Raw genomic sequence first — 18,698 nt, forward strand, 5'->3', positions numbered from 1 at the left:
TCAATCTTGTCGTTGTTGTTTCGCACCCGGTAGTGCGCTGTTTATCGCGAGTCCTTCCTTGGGCACGTGGGCTGATAACGTGTGCTGTTATCCTTGAAAAGTGATAATTGGATCGATCTCATAAAAAGCCCGAAAACCGCTTCATACAGGGCTTCGTGTGAGGGTTGATAAGTGAGTGGCTCACACCTCGATCATGGTGACGCCTGCGGTTATCTGGCAGACCCTGTCTCCCAGCGTCACCTTACCGCTGGGAGGTACGGCGTCTGGCTCTGCCACTACCAGCAACACTCGGCCAGTGCGGAAGGTGATCTCGAGCGCCTGTATGCCCCAGGCCAGCTCGCTTGCGGCGGGTAGCACACAGAAATTCAGTACTTCGGGGCGCGCCCCTCGGCACTGCTCCATGGATTCATCGAAGTGGCCGTGGCTTTCAAACAGGTTGTAGAAGACCTGTGATGTCGCGGTCAGACGCGTCATCACCTTGGCGTCATGACGCAGGTTGTGGTCTGGGTCATTGGCACCAAGGCATAGCTGATAGGCCTCGGCAGGTGCTTGGGTGATCTGATGCCAGCTATGGAAGCTATCGCCATCAAGCCAGGTCATGCTGTGCGCGGTATCCGCCGGCAAATGTCCCACTTTCCACAGATGCTGATAGCCCGCTGAGTCACCCAGGACTTCCAATGCGGGCAGTGCAGTGAACTCCCCTTCCCACCAGCGCACGACGTGTCCGCCATGATTGAAGGTGTAGTCATAGACGTGGGGCTGCGAGGAGTTGAGCGAGAAGATATCGACCAGCAAGGGTGTCGCCGTATGTCGTGTTTCGAGCAGCAACACCTGCCGCTGCATCGCCACATCGTCATAGGCGTTGTCACACTGTGCGTACGCGGCGGCTGGGCTTCCCTCGAGCAATTCGAGCTCACCGTGCAAGGTGTCGGCCAGCGCATGCTCGCCACGGTGCTGCGATTGCATGTCCACCACCACCAGGTTGTGTGCAACGCTCTGCTTGGCGTAGCCCTCGTTTTCCTTGAGGTAACGTCCGCCAAACTTGGTTTCCACATTCACCCAGCGCGCAAAACCGTATTCCTTGAGCACTTCCTTGCCACGCGAGAAGAACGTCACTCCCAGCTCATCGAAATGACCATGACCCATGCCATGCTGCCCCGCGGTGAGCACTGCATGCTGCGCTGCCATTCCTCGTCCACGCTTGAGGTGCGCATGAGCACCACGAGTCCCATCAGCACCATCCCGAAACATCTGACTGGTGGTCTCGACATCCGTATCGGCATCCTGCATGGCACGTTCCAGCGCCAGGCCATTGGCGTGTAGCCACCCCCCCTGCTGCTGGCGTGCCAGTGTCAGGAGTTCAGGGTTCCTGGAGTAACGCCCCGCCAGCAACGCCATGGCGCAGCGTGCCCCCTCATCATCAAGATTCATGGTGCGAGAGGCATCGTTGAGCGCCGGAAAACATCCATTCGGATAAGCACTGGAGAGCAGCACGTGCAGTGACTTCCCAATACGCCCTTGAGCATGCTCGAAGATGTTGCGCTCAGGGCAGTGGCGCGCCAGCGCCTCCGCAAAGAGGCACAGCGGATGGATCGCGAAACGGTGGTAGTACGGCCCTTCGACGTAATAACCCTCAGGCGAGAACAGCAGTGCTATCTGGGCGAGAAAGCCGCCGGTCTGCCCCGTGCCATCCAATCCACCGATCGAGATGTCCAGATGTGATGGGCTCTCGATGACCATCGCACACATTCCAACCGCAGCCACCGCCCACAACCCATGGTTATGGATACGGTCAAAGTCGTGGCGATAGGTCTCGGTGAACATCACCAACATCGGTTCAAACAGTCCCTCCACCAGATAGCGGGTATCTGCCTCACGCAATGATGGCTTGAGCAGCGCTAGCGCCAGTGATGCATGGAGCAGCCAGATATGTTCATTCAGAATCTGATGGAACAGTTTGCCGGGCGGATTGGTATTGCGCGCTATCTGGAAAGGCATGTCGCGATAACACGTGGCATACCCCTTGAGGAGTTCATGGGCATGAGTGAGCGCTGCCGTATCGTCGTTGATGCGCCCCAGCAACGCCGCACCTTCGATCAGACGAGCATTCTCCTTGTGAGTATTGTGCTCGAAGCTTCCCGCCTCACCCTGTCCGGGAATCACCACGCCGCGCGCGATACTGGCCGCCACCTGCGACTCAAGCACAGCAAGACTGCGCCCGAGGGCATTTTCTGCCCCTTGCTGTTGGCGAAGCTCATTCAGCTCAGAAGCTGACCAAAGCAGATATTCACTATGTGCCGACATAAAAAGGTTCCATTGAAATAGGGAGCCAACAGGCTTCTTCAGGCCGAGCTGGCCCCTGCCAACAGCATGCTGTCGACCAATATTCATCATTGTTCTTTGATCCCTCGAAGCCCGGGGCATCGCGCCAGGCACGGCGCGATGGAAGCTGATCCCGAGAGGAGACAAGAAGCGCATCATCCCGACAGCAGGCTCAAGAGGACATGGAATTACCCGGAGCCAGTCATAGCAACGCACTCCAGCCTTGCCACTTGAGAGTTTCGCCGGCCACATCCACCTCGTGATCTCCCGCGGTGAGGAACGCCATGGCCAGGCGATGTCGAGCGCCGTCTTTGGTGTCCAGCTCCAGCACGCAGGCCTCATCACTGTCATGCAACAACCGCGACCCCGTGATCTGTGGTCGTGCATCGCGAGAGATTTCACGCGCTTCATCGAAGACACCATGTGTCTCGATGACACAGGCCACCGTCTGTCGAGTACCCTGTGAGCGAAGCATCAGATAGGGCTCATTGCGCAGATTGCTGTCCGGGTCATTCGCGCCGATGAAGCCTTTCACCAGCATGGAGGCGTCAGAGCACACCATGCGTGCCGTCACGAAGTGATCGTCCTGCAGCCAGGTGACCGCCTGCGATGCTAGCGCTGGCTGCTCATCACTGACGGCCATCTTCCACAGATGCTGATAGCCATTGGCCTCGCCCAATGCCGTGGGTGAGGCCTGCTGATGAAGCACCGGTTCAGACACCATCAATTGCCCCTGGAAGTGCAGCGGGTAGTCGTAATGGTGATGCGCGTCACTGCTCGCCCGCATGAGGTCGATCACCAGTGGTTCCGCGATATCCGGCAGTGTGACCAGCATCAAGCTGCGCTGGAGAGTCACGCCAGGCACATAACCGTTCAGACGCGCACTGGCGACTTGCAGTGCGGGATCGGATGCCTCGAAGCACACCAGCGTGCCGTGATGCTCACAGGCACGTGCCGTCTCCAGACCATGGTGAGACGTCTCATCTACGACCAGGGTGTTATGCGCCACACTCTGCTTGGCGTAGGAGCGGTTCTCCGGGGTGTAGCGTCCGCCGAACTTGGGCTCAATGTTGACCCAACGGCTGAAGCCATAGTCGGTCAGCACTTCATGTTGACCATTGTGATAGCCGAAATGCAGGCCATCGAAGTGGCCATGGTCGAGTGCCGAGTGCAGGGAGGGATCACTGCCGTGTTGACCGAATGCCATGTACAGCATGCTTTCGCCACCACGTGATGACGGGGCACGCAGAATGGCCAGCCCCCCCGCATCTCCTGTACTGCCATCGCTGATGAACTGACTGTCACGGGCCATCGGTGCCAGTGACGCCGTCTCGGCGAAACCAGCTAACGCCACGCAACCGGTACTGAGAGGCAAGCGCTGGACATTCTCACGAATCAACCCCGCCACGGCCGGATTGAGGCGCGAATCCTGATAGCGATGCAGTAATGCCGCTGCGCCGAGCATCGCCCCTTCATCAACCAGCCCCATGGTCTTGGAGCTATCGTTCAGTGCCAGAAAGCGACCATCAGGGAATGCCACTTGCTGCAGACACAAGATGGCCTTGCGGATGATCTGGTCGCGATAGTCATAGATGTCATGACGCGTGCCACTATTTACCAGTGCCTCGGCAAACAACACCATCGGACGCAGCGCGAAACGATGGTAATACGGGCCTTCCAGGTAATAGCCATCCGGCGAGAACAACTGGTCCAGCTGGGCGAGGAAACCACCGCTGACGCCATCACGCGCATTACCGTGAAGGGCCTGGGCGACTAGATCCTCATCCTCCAGCACCATCCCGGCAATCCCTGCCGCAGCGACTGACCAGATGCCGTGGTTATGCACCACATCAAAATCATGGGCGTTCTGCACGACCAGCAGATCAATCATCGGCCGCAGCAGATGTTGCTCGATCTGTTCGCGCTCAGTGGCGGGCAGTTCGGATTTGATGTTTCCGTAAGCATCCGCTGCATATAACAGCCACATGCCCTCATTCAGGCATTGGTGAAACAGCTTGCCCGGCGGATTACTGTCCTTGGAGACATGTGCGGGCAACGCTTCATAGATGTCGGAATACCCCAGCAATAAGCGGCGCACGAAATCGAGATAGCGCTCATCGTGCGCTACCAACCACAGCTGGGAAGCCAAGCTGACATGCTGATAGTTGAGCTTGTGCCGGGCATGCTCTTCCCCTCCTGCCTCACCCTGCCCCGGAATGCTCATCGGCTCATCCAGGATAACCTGCATGTCCTGCACGGCATGCGCCAGGCGGCGCGACATCAGTCGTGTACTGTCGTGAGATTCGTAGGCAGCGCGCAGCTCGGCCAGCGCCGTACGATCAAATAGCAATGTCTGTTCCATGGCGTGACCACTCGTGATTATTGTTGGGCGCATTCAGGCAAGCGTCATGTCGGGTTACCAGACTCAAGGGCACATCTGGCCGCCATTGACGTCGATCACCTGGCCGGTGATGTAACCACTGGCCGCATGAGATGCGAGATAAAGGTAGGTCGGTGCCATTTCATGACATTGGCCGAAGCGACCCATGGCGATGCTGCCCGCGATGGTCTTCTTGAGGTCATCGCTCTTGTCTTCATGGAAGGCCGTATCGATGGTGCCCGGTGCGACGGTATTGAAGCGGATATTGTCCTTGGTGAATTCCTTCACCCAGTTGCGGTGCAGGTTATGGACCATTGCCTTGCTACCGCCGTACAGACAAGCCCCCATACCGCCGCCTTCGCGTCCGGCAATCGAGCCGGTGGTGATCACGCTGCTGGTCTGCTGGCTGTGCTTGGCAGAGGCGCGCAGGTGCGGAATGGCAAAGCGCGTCACCATCACGACCGAGCGGATATTGAGGTCGATGACATTGTCGAAGAAGTCATCATCGATGCCCTCAAGGCCCTGACGCCCTCCCAAGCCACCAGCGTTGTTGATCAGCACATCCAGTCCGCCCATACGCTCGACGGCTTGGTTGACCAATACTTCACACTGCTGGGTATCGCGCACATCCGCCTGCAAATAGGACACCTGCTCGGGGGCTGATAGCTCGGCCAACAGAGCTTCTGCCTCGTCTGCATGCCGGCTGCCGTGCAACACCACTCGGGCGCCCGCCTTGACGAGCGAGCGGGCCACGTCCAGACCAATACCCGCGGTAGAACCGGTGACGAGAACACGCTTGCCTTGCAGATCATCAAACATCACGACACTCCTGAATTTCATTGGGGTTAAATTAGGTGATTGAGCTAAGGGTTGAGCCCAGTCTACGGGCCCCAAAGACACCTTGAAAAAAGCTGGCCCTCAGGCGCTACGGCCTTGAAGGTTCACCAAGCACTCGCAACATATTCATCAAGTGCCCAACAAATATTCGGTGAATATTATTTAGATATGTCTAATTTTTACAGTGAAAACAGGGGTTCCTGGGCCCTCTCGGGCGACCCATGAATCGCGAGCATCACTCGCCGAGCATGTCATCACGCCGAGGGGGAAAGAGGTCCAACACCTGACTGTCGTGTTCAAGTGCGACAGCGCCATGCAGGGTCAGACGAGGGGCAATGAAGGCATCACCCGGCGAGAGAATGCGCGTCTCATTGGCGATAACCACTTCAAAAGCCCCCTGGAGCACATAGCCAATCTGATCATGCAGTTCATGCTGATGCGCTTTGCCGATAGCCCCCTTGCTGAACTTCACGCACACCGCCATCAATTGTTCGGTGCTACCGATGATCTTGCGCTGGATACCCGGCTCAACCACTTGCCAGTCATGCTGGTCTGTCAGAAAAAAGCGATCCGTCTTCATGTCAATCTCTCCGTGGTGACTTGCTGTGCTTCATCCTTGAAGCGGCATCCTTGCTGCCGTGTCTGTGGAGACTGTTGTCCTCCTCGCGTCATTCCATCCCGCGATGGCGAGAGAACAATGAACGCGATGTGATGCAAGAAGCACGTCAACTTGAAATGACGTTTTGAAAACCTAGCAGTAGTTTTTTATTTTTGAAACATCATTTCAATAACTTTTAGGAATATATAGCGATCTAATTATGACTAAAAAAGCGCTTATCACCTTCTACTGCATTGTGAGTAGGCGACGAAAGGTGTAAAAACAGTGAAGGGAACACTAAAATACAATTTCATAAATTCCAGAATAAGGGATGTCATGACTTCAGAAGCGAAGGTGGACAATGTCACTGCGGTGATGAAAGTGATGGCAGTACTGGAAGGCTTGGACATTGATCACGAGTCGAGTCTTGCAGACCTGTCCCAGCGCGCCATGATGTCGAAGAGCACTGCGTATCGGTTTTTGCAGACACTCAAGAATCTGGGATATGTCGCCCAGGATCCGGACAACGAGAAGTATCGCTTGACCATGAAAGCCTTCGTGCTGGGCAGCTCAGCACTGGGCAACATGGATTTGATCAAGATGGCTGACCCTGACATGGCTGCTCTATCGACATTGACACGAGAGGCGGTGCACCTAGGTACCCTTGACATCGCGACTGGCGAGATTGTCTATGTCCACAAATACAACTCGCACTTCAATCTGTGCATGAATACCCGCATTGGTGATCGCACGCCGGCGCATACGACGGCGATGGGTAAGGCCCTGATGGCCTACATGAGCGAGCCCCAGCTCGAGCATGTACTTGCCAAGATGCCGCTTGAGGCACGCACCGAGCGCACCTTGACCTCTGTTGAAGCGCTGCGTGAACACTTCGCCGTCACTCGTGAGACGGGATTGTCAGAAGATCTCGAAGAAATGGATGATGGTGTCTGCTGCTTCGCAACGCCTATCTTTGATCACACTGGCAAAGCGATCGCAGCACTCAGCATGTCGATCCCGACCATTCGTTATCACCAGGACATCACCCACGAGTATCAGAGAATACTCTGTGAATCCGGGCGAAATATTTCCTCGAATCTCGGATGGAAGCCCAAGCGCTGAGCCCTTTCAGTGCGTGTATGACTCGTGCTATCCACGTCGTCATCTCCTGATATCAAGCCGTGCATTACCCTGCGCTGCATCATGAGATGACGACATTCTCTATCGCTGGACGTGCTTTAAAATCTACTTTTAAACCTGCTCCTGACGGAATACTGATCCAGCTTCAGTCTTCACCGCGCGACGCCTTTTCATATCATCCCTCGCATTATTCTCCGCATATCTGTCCATGCACTCATCGTCTTTTGCTCAGGCTTGCTACTGCCCTCTGCTATGACCAATGGATAACCTGCAGCATTTTTCGCCAGCACATTGGCCGCATTATTTCTCAGGCAATCAACGACATAGCGAGCGTCATCGCAGTCAATCATGAGTGATCACTGTAGAGCTGGCATACTGCAATAATCCCATCAAGTCTTTGTTTTTATTTAAATAAATAGCAATGAAATCACATTTCATTAACTTTAAATAAAATCTTGACAGTTGAAACGCTCACCCTCTAGCCTTCGAATGCTTCAACAGAAACACTTCCCATAAGCACAAAAAAGGCAGGATGCCATGCATAATAATCGGGTACGCCACCCTATTCTCAATGCCCTTATCATCGCGGCAGGCGCAAGTGCCATTGCTTCTCCTGCATTTGCCAATGATGCCCCGCCAGCAGACGCCTTCAACCTGGATACCTGGAAGCTGACGTTGCCGATGGATGGCGATGGTGACGGCAAGGTGGATGAAATCACGGTGTCTGATCTTCAGTCCTATCGTCATCAGGATTATTTCTATCTCGACGATGAAGACCATCTGGTATTCGTGACACCCAACAAGGCGTTCACGACACCTAATTCCAGTAATTCCCGCACGGAGCTCCGTCAGATGTTGCGGGGAACCAATACCAAGATTGGCACCCACGATCCGAAGAACAACTTTGCGCTCGAGTCCCACAAGAATGCCGACAAATTTGCACAGGTCGGTGGCTATCTTGAAGCGACGCTGCGCGTAGACCACGTTGCGGAACGCTCGAAGAAGCCTGAGAGAAAATCAGCATTTTCTGTCGTTGTCGGGCAGATTCATGCTGGCAAGGACGAGAGTGTCATGGAGGAGAATGAGGGCTTCGGTCATGGTAACGAGCCCCTCAAGATCTTTTACAAGAAACTCCCGGATCAGGAGACAGGCTCCGTCTTCTGGAACTATGAGAAGAATCTTGCCAAGGAAGATCCCAAGCGAACCGACGTCAGCTACGCGGTATGGGGACACGACTGGAATGAGTCGACTGATCCTGGCGAGGAAGGTATCGCACTGGGAGACACCTTCAGCTACAAGGTTGAGGTCAAGGGCGACATCATGCATCTGACCTTCAATGCTGAGGGCCATCCTACCCGCGATTTCGAGATCAACCTGGCCGATAATGTCGATGCCAATGGCAAGGTGGATAGCGATGATCTGCCGGCCGGTTATGCCGGTGATTGGATGTACTTCAAGGCGGGGTCTTACAACCAGTGCAATACCAAACCCTCTTCCAACGCCTGCGAAGGCACGGGCGAATGGAAAACGGATGAAGCCAACGGTGACTATGCCAAGGTGGTGTTCACTCAGCTGGATAGCGGCAAGACGCAGTAAGGTAAACACCGTTTTCAGGTGAAGCGCGATTGCGCTTGAGTGTTTGCATGCCATGCCCGAAACACCCGAATCATCAGCAGACATCTCTGCTGCGGTTCGGGTGTTTTGTTATCTGGACTACCCCTCGCCGCTTCTTACGAATGTTGGCGCAAAAAGTTAAATAAACGGCGCTTTTTGCTCATCCAATCGCACGCAACTTCACGACACTGGGGTCAATCGCGATGCAGACGCTCTAGCACCTCAGCAGCCTGAGCTCTCTGTATCCCTTTTTCATGAGTTATGAGGTCCGTCCATGAATCGCAAGACTATCCTGACATGCGCCATCACTGGCGCGGGAGATACCGCCAGCAAGAACCCGAATGTGCCGGTGACTCCGAAGCAAATTGCCGATGACTGCATCGCGGCGGCCAAGGCCGGTGCCAGCGTGGCTCACATCCACGTGCGTGACCCGGAGACTGGCGGCATCAGCCACTCCACCGAGCACTTCCGTGAAGTCATGGACCGTGTGCGTGCAGCCGATACCGACATCGTCATGAACATCACTGCTGGCGGCGGCGGCGACTGGATTCCGGATGCAACCGATCCGACTCGCGGTGGCCCGGGCACCGACATGCAGACACCTGCCGAGCGTCATGCGCCGGTCGGCGAACTGCTACCGGAATTGTGCACTCTGGACTGCGGCAGCCTGAACTTCGGCGACATGGTCTACATCAACACAGCGGACTGGCTGCGTGAGCACGCTCGTCTGGTACAGGCCGCTGGCGTGAAGCCGGAGCTTGAGTGCTTCGATCTCGGTCACGTCTGGTTCGCGCGTCAGTTGCAGGAAGAAGGCCTGCTCGACGATGACCTGCTGTTCCAGCTGTGCCTGGGTATTCCGTGGGGCGCTGAAGCTGACACCGAAACCATGATGACCATGAAGAACAAGCTGCCAACCAACTCCAACTGGGCAGCCTTCGGTATCGGCCGCATGCAGATGCCGATGGTCGCACAGGCCGTGCTGCTGGGCGGTCACGCTCGCGTCGGTCTGGAAGACAACCTCTATCTGTCCAAGGGCGTAATGGCGACCAATGCGCAGCTGGTCGAGAAGTCGGCTGGCATCATCGAGAACCTCGGCTCCAGCGTCATGACGCCGGCCGAGACGCGCGTCTTCCTCAAGCTGCGTGATCCGTCTACCGGCAAGACCGCCGGCGATGTCGTGGCACGCGAAACCGCTGGAGGTGTTGCATGAGCCAGTTATCCGTCATCGGTACCGGTGTCATCGGCAATGGTTGGATCTCCCGCGCGCTGGCCAATGGCTGGGACGTGGTCGCCTTTGACCCGGCGCCAGACGCCGAAGCCCGCACTCGCGCCTTCGTCGAGAATGCCTGGCATGCACTGGAAAAGGATGGCCTGGCGGAAGGTGCCTCCGTCGATCGTCTGCGCTTCGCCGCGACCCTCGAGGAAGCCATCGTCGGTGCTGATCTGATCCAGGAAAACGTGCCGGAGCGTCTGCCGCTCAAGCAGGAAATCCTCAGCGCCATCGATGCCGCGGCAGAAGAGCACGTGGTGATCGGCTCTTCCACCTCCGGCTTCAAGCCGACCGATCTGCAGCAGGATTGCAAGAAGGCGCCGGGCCGCGTCATCGTCGCCCACCCCTTCAACCCGGTCTATCTGCTGCCGCTGGTCGAGCTGGTCGGTGGCGAGCATACCTCTCCGGCACTGCTGGAAGGCGCCCGCGAAGACTATCAAGCACTGGCCATGCGTCCGCTGATCGTGCGTCGCGAGATCGAAGGTCACATCGCGGATCGTCTGATGGAAGCGCTGTGGCGTGAAGCCCTGCACCTGGTCAACGATGGCGTCGCCACCACCGAAGAGATCGACGCGGCTGTCGTCTATGGCTGTGGTCTGCGCTGGTCGCTGATGGGCACCTTCCTGACCTTCCACCTCGCCGGCGGCGAGCCGGGCATGCGTCACATGCTCGAACAGTTCGGCCCGGCATTGAAACTTCCGTGGACCAAACTCGAAGCGCCGGAACTGACCGATGAGCTGATCGACAAGGTCGTGGAAGGCTGTGAATTCCAGGCCGCAGGTCGTACGGTGGCAGAACTTGACCGTCGTCGTGATGACTTCCTGGTTGAGATGCTGACGCTGACGCGCAAGTATTGGCCGGAAGCCGAAGGTCTTGAGGGCCGTATCTGATGGCACTGCTCGACATCACCGTGCCTCACGCATGGGTCGACTATAACGGCCACATGAATGATGCCGAATACGCGCGTGCCTTCTCGATGGCAGTCGAGGCGCTGATGGAGCACGTGGGCCTGGATGCCGAGGGTCGTCGCGAACACGACCTGACCATCTACACCCTGGAGACGCACCTGTGCTATCTGGCGGAAGCGCATGAAGGCCAGCCGCTCAAGGTCGATGTGCTACTGCTGGATCACGACCCCAAGCGCCAGCACGTGCTGTTCACCCTGACGGATGCCGACGGCGGCGAGATTGCCACCAGTGAGCAGATGTTGATGGCCATGAGCATCAGTGGCGGGCGTCCTGCGCCCTGCCCTGATGAGGTCGCTGAACGCATTGCCGCCCTGCCTCAGCCAGCCAGCGCAGATGAGTGGCCCAAGGCGGCCGGCCGGCGTATCGGTATCCGTCGCAAGACGGCCTGACAGGCGCACCGACATCGCCAAGGGATAGACCGACACCCCGTCAGTTTCTGGCGGGGTGTTATCGTATGCATGACATTTTTCCTTTCGGGCCAGAGACCATGACACACGAGACATCTTCACCGCTGCGTTGCCAGGCGTTCATCGACGCCTTCGCCGACGGCATGGCCGAATTGGCAGGCCTGTCAGTCGCCGAGAGCCGGCCTCAGTGCGAAGCCCTCTACGCGCGCCTGGCCGCACCACTCGCAGACGGCGTCACGCCAAGCGACGAGACACTGCATTCCGATGATGGCCACGTCATTGCTCTGCGGCGCTTCCGCCCGACGCTTGAGGCGCCACGCAAGGACGGCTGTGTCGTCTATCTGCACGGTGGCAGCTGGCAGGTCGGTTCGCTGGATAGCCATCAGGGCGTGGCCTCAAGCCTGGCGTCACGGCTCAATCGTGAGGTCATCAGCGTGGATTACCGGCTGTTGCCCGAAGCGTCCTATCAACAGGCGCTGATGGACTGTGAGGTTGCCGTGCGTGAACTGACCCCTGTCGCAGTCGTCGGCGACAGTGCTGGCGGTCGCCTGGTCATGGATGTCTCACGCCTGCATCACGAGACACAATCCCCCTATGTGCTGGGCCTCATCTATCCGCCACTCGACCCGACCCTGCACATTGCCGCGGATGACCTGACCACACTGGGGCCGACGGCGCCATTGCTCAGCCGTGAAGAAATCGTCGCCATGTGGCAGCTGGTGGCCGAGGGTGACCCCTCGCACAGTTACGCCATGACGCCACCCCATTCATGGCAGGCACCGGCGCAGGTCATCGAAGTGCTCTCGGTCGAACATGACCCTCTCACGGCGCCGCTGGAGGCGGCCGTCGCCACCTGGAAAGCCCAGGGGGCGGAAGTCGGCTATCACTGCGCGACGGGGATGGTCCACGCCGCCCTGCACGCCCATCATGAATTGCCTGAGATGGGCATCGCCTGGCGTGATTTCTGTGACGCCTTGACGCGCCGTCTTGACGAGGCATGATGCCGCCCCGGGCGGTCGTGCCATGAAAAGAGGCCCGTACCGATGGCATCGGTACGGGCCTCTTTTCATCGTGATCCACCTCAAGCACTGGCCGGCCCGAGGTGCACCCTCATCTGCCGTGTCTGGACGAGACATTCTCATGGCTACGGTGGATCACGCCTCAGCACATCACGCTGCCTCACAGCGCACGTCATCGCGTCGAAGGACACGCAGTTCGACATCCGCCGGGCAGTGTGAGACCCGCGGCTGCCAGCGGGACTGTAGTCGCTCACGCAGGTCCGCGTCGCCGTAGATCACGACCACGACCACCAGACGAAAATCATCCTCCAACGCCCGCTGTGCGATGAGAGCCTCATAGAGAATGCTGTCGAGAATACGCTCGGCCCTGGCGTGATGCTTGAGCACTCTGACATCCACGAAGGTATTCGTGGAGGCCTTGCCGGCAAACACCGCATCGAAGCATGCCCGCGTAGCCCCTACCTGGACATCATGACGTACCTCGCCGGACGGCTCTGCCGCAGACTCGCGGACGATCTGTCCTACCAGTGCGGTCTTCAATGCGCGCAGCTCATGGCGATGCTCTCGCGTCATCTTCTCCCGCGACATCTCATGCGATATCACCGCCCCACCGGCGGGTGACGTCAGCGGCGTATCGTCACTGTCGTCGTGGAGCAGTTGCGCCACGTCGGCATCATCCACGGGGATCTGGGCAGCCCCTGCCTTCCTCTCATCGCCATCCTCCTCGCCCAGTGAGTCCCGCACCTCAGCGGTCAGACGCGCCTCTTGTTCGCTGGGCGACAGGGTACGCATGAAGGAGCGGTCCTTGTGGTAATCGCCAGGCGCATAGAGTTTGCCGTGATGATGGGTGACAAGACGATAGAAAACGCCCAGCACCAATAGCGGGAAGATGACGATGAAGGCGATCAGCGGCCAACGCTCGACCTCTGTCAGCTTGTCAGCGGATGAATTCAGCAACAGGCTCGCGAAGCCGTAGATCAACGAGATGAACAGCGCGATGATGCCGAGCGGATTGCGCGCCAGTTCCTTGGCATTCTTCATGAACTGCATAAGTGCTCCATTCCTTGAGATCTCCCTGCCCCTCCCTCAGGGATGGGGGAGGAACGGGCACAATGCAATGTCATGGCGCTCAAGCCTTTCACGCGTCTTCTCAGCCGTCGAGGGTCATGCGGCACAATAGAGTGTTGTCCTGCTTGAGGCTTTGCCCCCACACGAACCTGGCACTGTCATCCCAGTCGATATCGTCGTAGCCGTCCTTCGGGCTGACATCGCTGTACTGATGCTCGATGGCAGCCGGCCAGGCGCTGTCATCGAAGTCCGGGGCCGTCCAGTCACCGTCCACCGTGGTTTCCTCGAAGTCACAGGCGCCCTCGCCTGCTTGTGGGTCGCTCTCATCAGCACAGGAAGCCTCGACAGGCGCGTGTTGCACCACCAGGCAATGCATGTCGCGGTTGGTGACCCCGATAATCTCACCTGTTCTGGCATCACGGAACTGGGCAATCATGCCACCATCGCCCATCTGCTGGCGGTCCGTGCCGATGTACTCAAGGCCTGTGTCATTTTCCTTGAAGTCCTTGGCCTTGATGGCAATCGTCACCGGGAATTGCGTCTCGATGATGGCGGTTTCTGAATTGAAGGAGCGCTCAGTGGTGATCGGCACGCTATCTTCCATTGCCTTCTCGCCATTGACGTACATCTCGAACCAGTTATCGACCCAGATCTCGGCCTTGAGTCTGGTACCGCTCTGGGGGCCGGCCTTGGGCTTGGCCGCATGCTCATCCTTGGCATGTGAGTCGGCAAAGGCAGGCGCGGCAGCCAGAATGAGGGCGGCGGTCAGCAATGTACGCATGGAAAAATTCCTTTCGTGGTGAATGGCGATCGCGCTTCTTGGCTTGCAGGGGGTGTCTTGCGTCCATCATCTGATCAGTTACGGAAAGTGATGGAGGAGGAATCCAGCACCTTGCCCTGCAGTGCCTCGGTCATCGTGTCCCAGTTCACGCTCATGTCGTCATGATCCGGCAACGCATCCAGCGGTGCCTTCAAGGCATACAGCATGATCGTGTATTCGTGATATGAGCCCTCAGGGCCGGGAGGTGAACAGGGTGGCGTATACCCGATACGCTTCTTGTCCTTGTCGGCGCCCTCATCCCCCAGCGATACCGGATTGCCGCGCGGCAGTGCCCGGGTATCTGCCGGAAGATTCCACAGCAGCCAATACTGGCTGGGAGCATCACGACCTTCGACGGTGCCTTTGGGATAGTGGTGCATGATGAGGGCGAGGCTCTGTGTGCCGTCAGGCACATCACCCCATGTCAGCGGCGGCGTGACGCCATCGCCGCCGTCACGAGTGCATTTCAGGTCATCCGGCAACCAGCCATCATCATTGAAGGCAGGGCTGGTGAGCGTGAAGTCGCCTTGTGCCAGCGCAGGTGTGGCCAGGGGCCCGGCCAGGGCCGAGACACACAGTGCGACGGCCGTCCCGGAGGCGAGCGACGTTCGCAGAGCACGCGACCATGCCCGAATCATCGGCAGTACTCCCCGGTCTTGACGTCGCCACCATCCGTCACGGTACGCGTCTCGAAGTCATAGCAATTGGGCGTATCGGTGGGCGTATAGCGAATGTAATAGGCTTCACCGTGATAGGTGTAATCCATGCTGCGCTTGCCGTCTGCCTGCTGGGTAAAGACGAGGTCTTCCACGCCCCCTTGCGGCGGAGTGCCGGCAGGCCGCCCACGGCTGTTGGCCTCTGTAGAGTCGCTCCCGACATTCAGCGGTGCTACTCGCGGCAGGTCCTTCGCGTCGGGCACCTCGCCCATCAGACACTGAATGATATACGGCGCCTGTTCGGAGGTGTGATAGCGATACCCGAAGGTGTCGTCAGGCTGTCCGTTGCAGACATCCAGCACATCCATCGCGATATGGGAGCCATCCGGGTTGTCATCGCCATAGATGGGGTAACCATCGAAAGCCCAGCCAATGATGGGGTTGTCACCGGCATTCTTCATCTTGTCCATCATGCAGACGGGTTTGACATGATAGTGGTAATCATCGCCTCGGCCGGCGTGCCCGCCACAGGCATCCAGCTGCTGCGTCGCCAGGGTATCGTTGCTGGCCTGATAGACGGAAAGATCCCCCCGGGACATCTCCCCGCCCCCGGTATAGTCGTAGATGGGCACACCATTGACGGCGACGCCCAAGGCCGCGTCTCGCGTCTGGGGGGTGTCTCCCAGCGTGGGTTCGAGCATGACGGGCGATGTGTAGTGACTGGCGGGCACTGGCACCTGCTCATTGGTGCCCACGATTCCGGTCATCATCTCGTGGTCCGGGTAGGTATCCGAGGTGATCAGCGCCTTGCCGTCCTGGCAGGTGACAGACACCGAGTCGGCGAAGCCGGCATCTTGCACGGAAGCCTTCACGGCGGCGCAATGCGCCTCGGCGGCGGACCTGCCCGTACGCTGTGCCGCTGCCTCCGACGTGGACTTCTCTGAGCCGGACTGAGCCTTCGCGAGCGAGGGTTGATCATTGGCGACTGACTGCGCGACATGGAAGAACACTGGCACCATGAGAACGGACGCCACCGTCAGTACCACGAAGGGCTTCACGATACGGGGTCGTCCCCGAGACGTGAGGGAATGTGGGCACATGAGCTTTCCTTTGTGTCGGACGATGAATTCATGAGGCATTCGCGCATGGCCGGGTGGCCTGAGGTGTCAGCCAGCCAGACGCGGACGGAGGAAGGCCGACAGGGACATGGACTCCGGGCGCTTCTCGTCATGCCGGGACGGCTACCACTGCATCACGATGAAGGTCAGTGACATGGCACCGATCGCGACCATCCAGGCGCCCAGCACTCGCTGCGCGATCACGAAGGCCGCACGAGGCAGAAGGCGACCGATCAACGCGAATATCGCCCAGCAAAGCAGGACACCCCACATCACCGTCATCATGACACCGAGAAGGATGGCAAAGGGCGTCGAGGCCACCTCATGACCCAGAAACAGCAGTGCCACCACCAGCCCGGCCAGCAGCGCCGGCACCCGCTGGAAGATGCCCTGACCGAAGGCATGGCGCAGCGGTACGTGAATCGCGACGAACAACGACACCAGCATGGCCAGTCCCATCACGGCCATTACCAGCGTCTGTGGCGCAAAGAGTGACAGGGTGATCCCGAGCAGCAGGCCATTGATGAGCCGCAGCAGAATTCGCCCGCCCGCCTTCCAGGAGAGCGTGTCCTGACTGGCGACTCCGACAAGACCCGCCGTGACGATGAGATACAAAATCACCGGGCTGCCACAGACGGCGCGAACGCCGATCATCCACTGTTCCGGCCACATCATGACAATGCCTCGACCAGGAAGTAGACACCCAGCAGTGCCGTCAGAATTCCCAATCCGCGCAGCAACATGCCCTGACGGAAACGCTCCGCCATGATGCCAACGCCGATACCCGCGGCATGCAGACTGCCGGTGGCCAGCATGAAGCCCATCGCAAAGGCAAAGGGATCAGACGCCAGGGGCAACTCCGCCCCATGGGCGTAGCCATGACAGACGGCAAAGACGGAGATCACCGCACAGGCCATCCACAGCGGCAGGCGCACGCGCCCCGCGATGAAGCCCCCGAGCACCAATGCCGACAAGGCAATGCCGATCTCGATCCCGGGCAATGCCACCCCCACGATGCCCACCACACTACCCAGCGCCATGATCATCGGGAATACCACCGGCAACAGCCAGGAAGCAGGACGCCCCAGAATCACCCCCCACAGCCCCACGGCTGCCATGGCGGTAAAGTGATCCAGGCCCGTGAGGGGGTGCAGAAAGCCCGCGGCAAAGCCGCCGACGCTATCCGTATCCACATGAGCCTCGGCCATGCGTGAAAATATCAGCAACAAGAAAGCCATGCTGAGCGCGCAAGTACGGGCAGCGCTTGGCCGTAAACATTGGGGAAGCGTCATGATGTGGCGGTCCGTCGAGGTCACTAAAAAGGGTTCATTCTTAAGCTCTGGACATGATTGCCGTGGGCCTACTCGCGCTCTTTCTGATCTGCTCTCTTCTGGCCCGGCCCCTCCTGCCCTGGGCCAGGCCCTTGCCCTGATTTATGCGGCGAACCAATGCCCATCTTGGCATTGGTGACGAAATTGTCCTTGGCCACGACCCCCGTCAGACACTTGGGCAGATTGGGGAATTCTGAGGTGGCGTGATAGTGATACTCGCCTTCGGGATGACGCTGGGTCGGCCCGAAATGACCGTTGCAGGAATCAAGGTCCGTTGGCGTCTTGCCACTGGGGTCCTGGGTACCAAACATCGCATAGCCATCGAAGGCATAGGCGAACTGAGCGCTATGGCTCTGGGGAAGTTGGCAATGTGCATCCACGCCTTCTTCAGAGTAGATCGAGTCGATATCCGTGGCAGTGGCATGCCAGTGATACCAGCCACCCGGATCGACATGGCCACCGCAGGTATCCAGTGCCGGCAGATTACCGGTATCCAGCACCGAAGGTGCATCCGCGAAGATGGGCACACCGTCCAGCGCCAGACCCACCTTGGCCACGGTACCCAACGAGATCGGCTCTTCTGCTTCCACTGGCTCCAGTGGCAACAGGATCGTCATCTCGACACTCTCATCCGGCGACACGTTGAGGCAGTTGTTGGCCTCGACCGGTTTCTTGCTCAGGTCTGTCATGATGTGGAGTCTTTCGTCCTCATCATGGAAATGGAAGCCGAGGGTATCGAGCATTTCAAAGAAACTGCGATCCAGACGATACAGTCCTGGGTTGGAGCCATCCCAATCCCAGATACCGCCTTCATCATCAAGTGCAGGAGGACAGAAAGGGCCGATCTTGAGGTCGTCCGGCTTGTGCTTGACCACGATTTTGGTGCATTGGGTCTTGGTGCCATTCTCGAGAGTACAACTCACCGTCTCAGGCGCCTTGACCAGCGCAGCTTCAGAGAATTGCTCCGGCACGACTTCGGCATGCGCAGCACTCGCCAATAGCAAAGAGGCTGGTAGCAACCTCATGATAAATCGCGGAGAGAGACGACCTTGAGCAGCGAGCTTCATGGAGAACTCCTGAAAAAAAAACGCCTGTCATCCTGATCAATGAGGACATCATCAGGATGACAGGCGTAAAGGGAACATGGGGG

Annotated in this window: 17 protein-coding genes; 6 read left to right on the top strand and 11 right to left on the bottom strand. The window is 58.3% G+C overall.

All coding sequences use genetic code 11. The features are described from left to right. Positions 1-180 precede the first annotated feature (180 nt). The 4 genes from CFN46_RS13645 to CFN46_RS13660 form a co-directional block, all read right to left on the bottom strand. On the bottom strand, positions 181-2,304 hold the full coding sequence (locus CFN46_RS13645; protein WP_176426480.1) for a heparinase II/III family protein: 2,124 nt from the start codon (positions 2,302-2,304) through the stop codon (positions 181-183). A gap of 220 nt (positions 2,305-2,524) precedes the next feature. After that, positions 2,525-4,684 carry a heparinase II/III family protein gene (locus tag CFN46_RS13650; protein ID WP_024952187.1) on the bottom strand — a complete coding sequence of 720 codons (2,160 nt, stop codon included), beginning with the start codon at positions 4,682-4,684 and terminating at the stop codon, positions 2,525-2,527. Between the two features lie 63 nt (positions 4,685-4,747). Further along, positions 4,748-5,521 (bottom strand): SDR family NAD(P)-dependent oxidoreductase, encoded by a 774-nt coding sequence (locus CFN46_RS13655; RefSeq protein ID WP_088743792.1) that lies wholly within the window; start codon positions 5,519-5,521, stop codon positions 4,748-4,750. A gap of 253 nt (positions 5,522-5,774) precedes the next feature. Beyond that, positions 5,775-6,119, bottom strand: a complete 345-nt coding sequence (locus tag CFN46_RS13660) for a cupin domain-containing protein (protein ID WP_088743793.1) — start codon at positions 6,117-6,119, stop codon at positions 5,775-5,777. Positions 6,120-6,473: 354 nt separating this feature from the next. On the opposite strand from CFN46_RS13660, the gene kdgR reads away from it, so the two are divergent. The 6 genes from kdgR to CFN46_RS13690 all read left to right on the top strand — a co-directional run bounded on the left by kdgR (position 6,474) and on the right by CFN46_RS13690 (position 12,537). Beyond that, positions 6,474-7,259 (top strand): DNA-binding transcriptional regulator KdgR, encoded by a 786-nt coding sequence (kdgR, locus tag CFN46_RS13665; RefSeq protein WP_088743794.1) that lies wholly within the window; start codon positions 6,474-6,476, stop codon positions 7,257-7,259. Between the two features lie 555 nt (positions 7,260-7,814). Further along, on the top strand, positions 7,815-8,873 hold the full coding sequence (locus CFN46_RS13670) for a polysaccharide lyase family 7 protein (protein WP_088743795.1): 1,059 nt from the start codon (positions 7,815-7,817) through the stop codon (positions 8,871-8,873). Positions 8,874-9,165: 292 nt separating this feature from the next. Beyond that, entirely contained in the window at positions 9,166-10,101 is a 936-nt protein-coding gene (locus tag CFN46_RS13675; protein WP_088743796.1) for a 3-keto-5-aminohexanoate cleavage protein, read from the top strand. Then, positions 10,098-11,051: an L-carnitine dehydrogenase gene (locus CFN46_RS13680; protein WP_088743797.1), complete on the top strand. Its 954-nt coding sequence runs from the start codon at positions 10,098-10,100 to the stop codon at positions 11,049-11,051. Before CFN46_RS13675 ends, CFN46_RS13680 begins: the two co-directional genes overlap by 4 nt. Then, on the top strand, positions 11,051-11,518 hold the full coding sequence (locus tag CFN46_RS13685) for a thioesterase family protein (RefSeq protein ID WP_088743798.1): 468 nt from the start codon (positions 11,051-11,053) through the stop codon (positions 11,516-11,518). The genes CFN46_RS13680 and CFN46_RS13685 overlap by 1 nt, the downstream gene beginning before the upstream one ends. A gap of 98 nt (positions 11,519-11,616) precedes the next feature. Then, complete coding sequence (locus CFN46_RS13690) at positions 11,617-12,537, top strand: alpha/beta hydrolase fold domain-containing protein (RefSeq protein WP_217897828.1); 921 nt, start codon at positions 11,617-11,619, stop codon at positions 12,535-12,537. A gap of 168 nt (positions 12,538-12,705) precedes the next feature. On the opposite strand, the gene CFN46_RS13695 is transcribed toward CFN46_RS13690, so the two are convergent. The 7 genes from CFN46_RS13695 to CFN46_RS13725 all read right to left on the bottom strand — a co-directional run bounded on the left by CFN46_RS13695 (position 12,706) and on the right by CFN46_RS13725 (position 18,615). Next, complete coding sequence (locus CFN46_RS13695; protein ID WP_088743799.1) at positions 12,706-13,605, bottom strand: hypothetical protein; 900 nt, start codon at positions 13,603-13,605, stop codon at positions 12,706-12,708. Positions 13,606-13,705: 100 nt separating this feature from the next. Then, positions 13,706-14,404: a PEBP family protein gene (locus tag CFN46_RS13700; protein WP_088743800.1), complete on the bottom strand. Its 699-nt coding sequence runs from the start codon at positions 14,402-14,404 to the stop codon at positions 13,706-13,708. A 74-nt stretch (positions 14,405-14,478) separates the two neighbouring features. Further along, positions 14,479-15,081, bottom strand: coding sequence for a YbhB/YbcL family Raf kinase inhibitor-like protein (locus CFN46_RS13705; protein WP_088743801.1), 603 nt, complete (start codon positions 15,079-15,081; stop codon positions 14,479-14,481). After that, positions 15,078-16,157, bottom strand: coding sequence for a YHYH protein (locus tag CFN46_RS13710; RefSeq protein WP_217897829.1), 1,080 nt, complete (start codon positions 16,155-16,157; stop codon positions 15,078-15,080). The genes CFN46_RS13705 and CFN46_RS13710 overlap by 4 nt, the downstream gene beginning before the upstream one ends. Before the next feature lie 183 nt (positions 16,158-16,340). Continuing rightward, a complete protein-coding gene (locus CFN46_RS13715) occupies positions 16,341-16,892 on the bottom strand; it encodes a hypothetical protein (RefSeq protein ID WP_088743802.1) in 552 nt (183 codons plus the stop codon). Beyond that, positions 16,889-17,509, bottom strand: a complete 621-nt coding sequence (locus CFN46_RS13720; protein ID WP_088743803.1) for a HupE/UreJ family protein — start codon at positions 17,507-17,509, stop codon at positions 16,889-16,891. The genes CFN46_RS13715 and CFN46_RS13720 overlap by 4 nt, the downstream gene beginning before the upstream one ends. 68 nt (positions 17,510-17,577) lie before the next feature. Next, on the bottom strand, positions 17,578-18,615 hold the full coding sequence (locus tag CFN46_RS13725; RefSeq protein WP_088743804.1) for a YHYH protein: 1,038 nt from the start codon (positions 18,613-18,615) through the stop codon (positions 17,578-17,580). Positions 18,616-18,698 lie beyond the last annotated feature (83 nt).

Origin of the sequence: Cobetia sp. QF-1, assembly GCF_002213105.1 — a bacterium.
Lineage (GTDB): Bacteria > Pseudomonadota > Gammaproteobacteria > Pseudomonadales > Halomonadaceae > Cobetia > Cobetia crustatorum.

Coding starts and splice junctions, on each gene's coding strand:
- CFN46_RS13645 (WP_176426480.1), bottom strand. CDS start 2,304: ATGTCGGCACATAGTGAATATCTGCTTTGGTCAGCTTCTGAGCTGAAT.
- CFN46_RS13650 (WP_024952187.1), bottom strand. CDS start 4,684: ATGGAACAGACATTGCTATTTGATCGTACGGCGCTGGCCGAGCTGCGC.
- CFN46_RS13655 (WP_088743792.1), bottom strand. CDS start 5,521: ATGTTTGATGATCTGCAAGGCAAGCGTGTTCTCGTCACCGGTTCTACC.
- CFN46_RS13660 (WP_088743793.1), bottom strand. CDS start 6,119: ATGAAGACGGATCGCTTTTTTCTGACAGACCAGCATGACTGGCAAGTG.
- kdgR (WP_088743794.1), top strand. CDS start 6,474: ATGACTTCAGAAGCGAAGGTGGACAATGTCACTGCGGTGATGAAAGTG.
- CFN46_RS13670 (WP_088743795.1), top strand. CDS start 7,815: ATGCATAATAATCGGGTACGCCACCCTATTCTCAATGCCCTTATCATC.
- CFN46_RS13675 (WP_088743796.1), top strand. CDS start 9,166: ATGAATCGCAAGACTATCCTGACATGCGCCATCACTGGCGCGGGAGAT.
- CFN46_RS13680 (WP_088743797.1), top strand. CDS start 10,098: ATGAGCCAGTTATCCGTCATCGGTACCGGTGTCATCGGCAATGGTTGG.
- CFN46_RS13685 (WP_088743798.1), top strand. CDS start 11,051: ATGGCACTGCTCGACATCACCGTGCCTCACGCATGGGTCGACTATAAC.
- CFN46_RS13690 (WP_217897828.1), top strand. CDS start 11,617: ATGACACACGAGACATCTTCACCGCTGCGTTGCCAGGCGTTCATCGAC.
- CFN46_RS13695 (WP_088743799.1), bottom strand. CDS start 13,605: ATGCAGTTCATGAAGAATGCCAAGGAACTGGCGCGCAATCCGCTCGGC.
- CFN46_RS13700 (WP_088743800.1), bottom strand. CDS start 14,404: ATGCGTACATTGCTGACCGCCGCCCTCATTCTGGCTGCCGCGCCTGCC.
- CFN46_RS13705 (WP_088743801.1), bottom strand. CDS start 15,081: ATGATTCGGGCATGGTCGCGTGCTCTGCGAACGTCGCTCGCCTCCGGG.
- CFN46_RS13715 (WP_088743802.1), bottom strand. CDS start 16,892: ATGATGTGGCCGGAACAGTGGATGATCGGCGTTCGCGCCGTCTGTGGC.
- CFN46_RS13720 (WP_088743803.1), bottom strand. CDS start 17,509: ATGACGCTTCCCCAATGTTTACGGCCAAGCGCTGCCCGTACTTGCGCG.
- CFN46_RS13725 (WP_088743804.1), bottom strand. CDS start 18,615: ATGAAGCTCGCTGCTCAAGGTCGTCTCTCTCCGCGATTTATCATGAGG.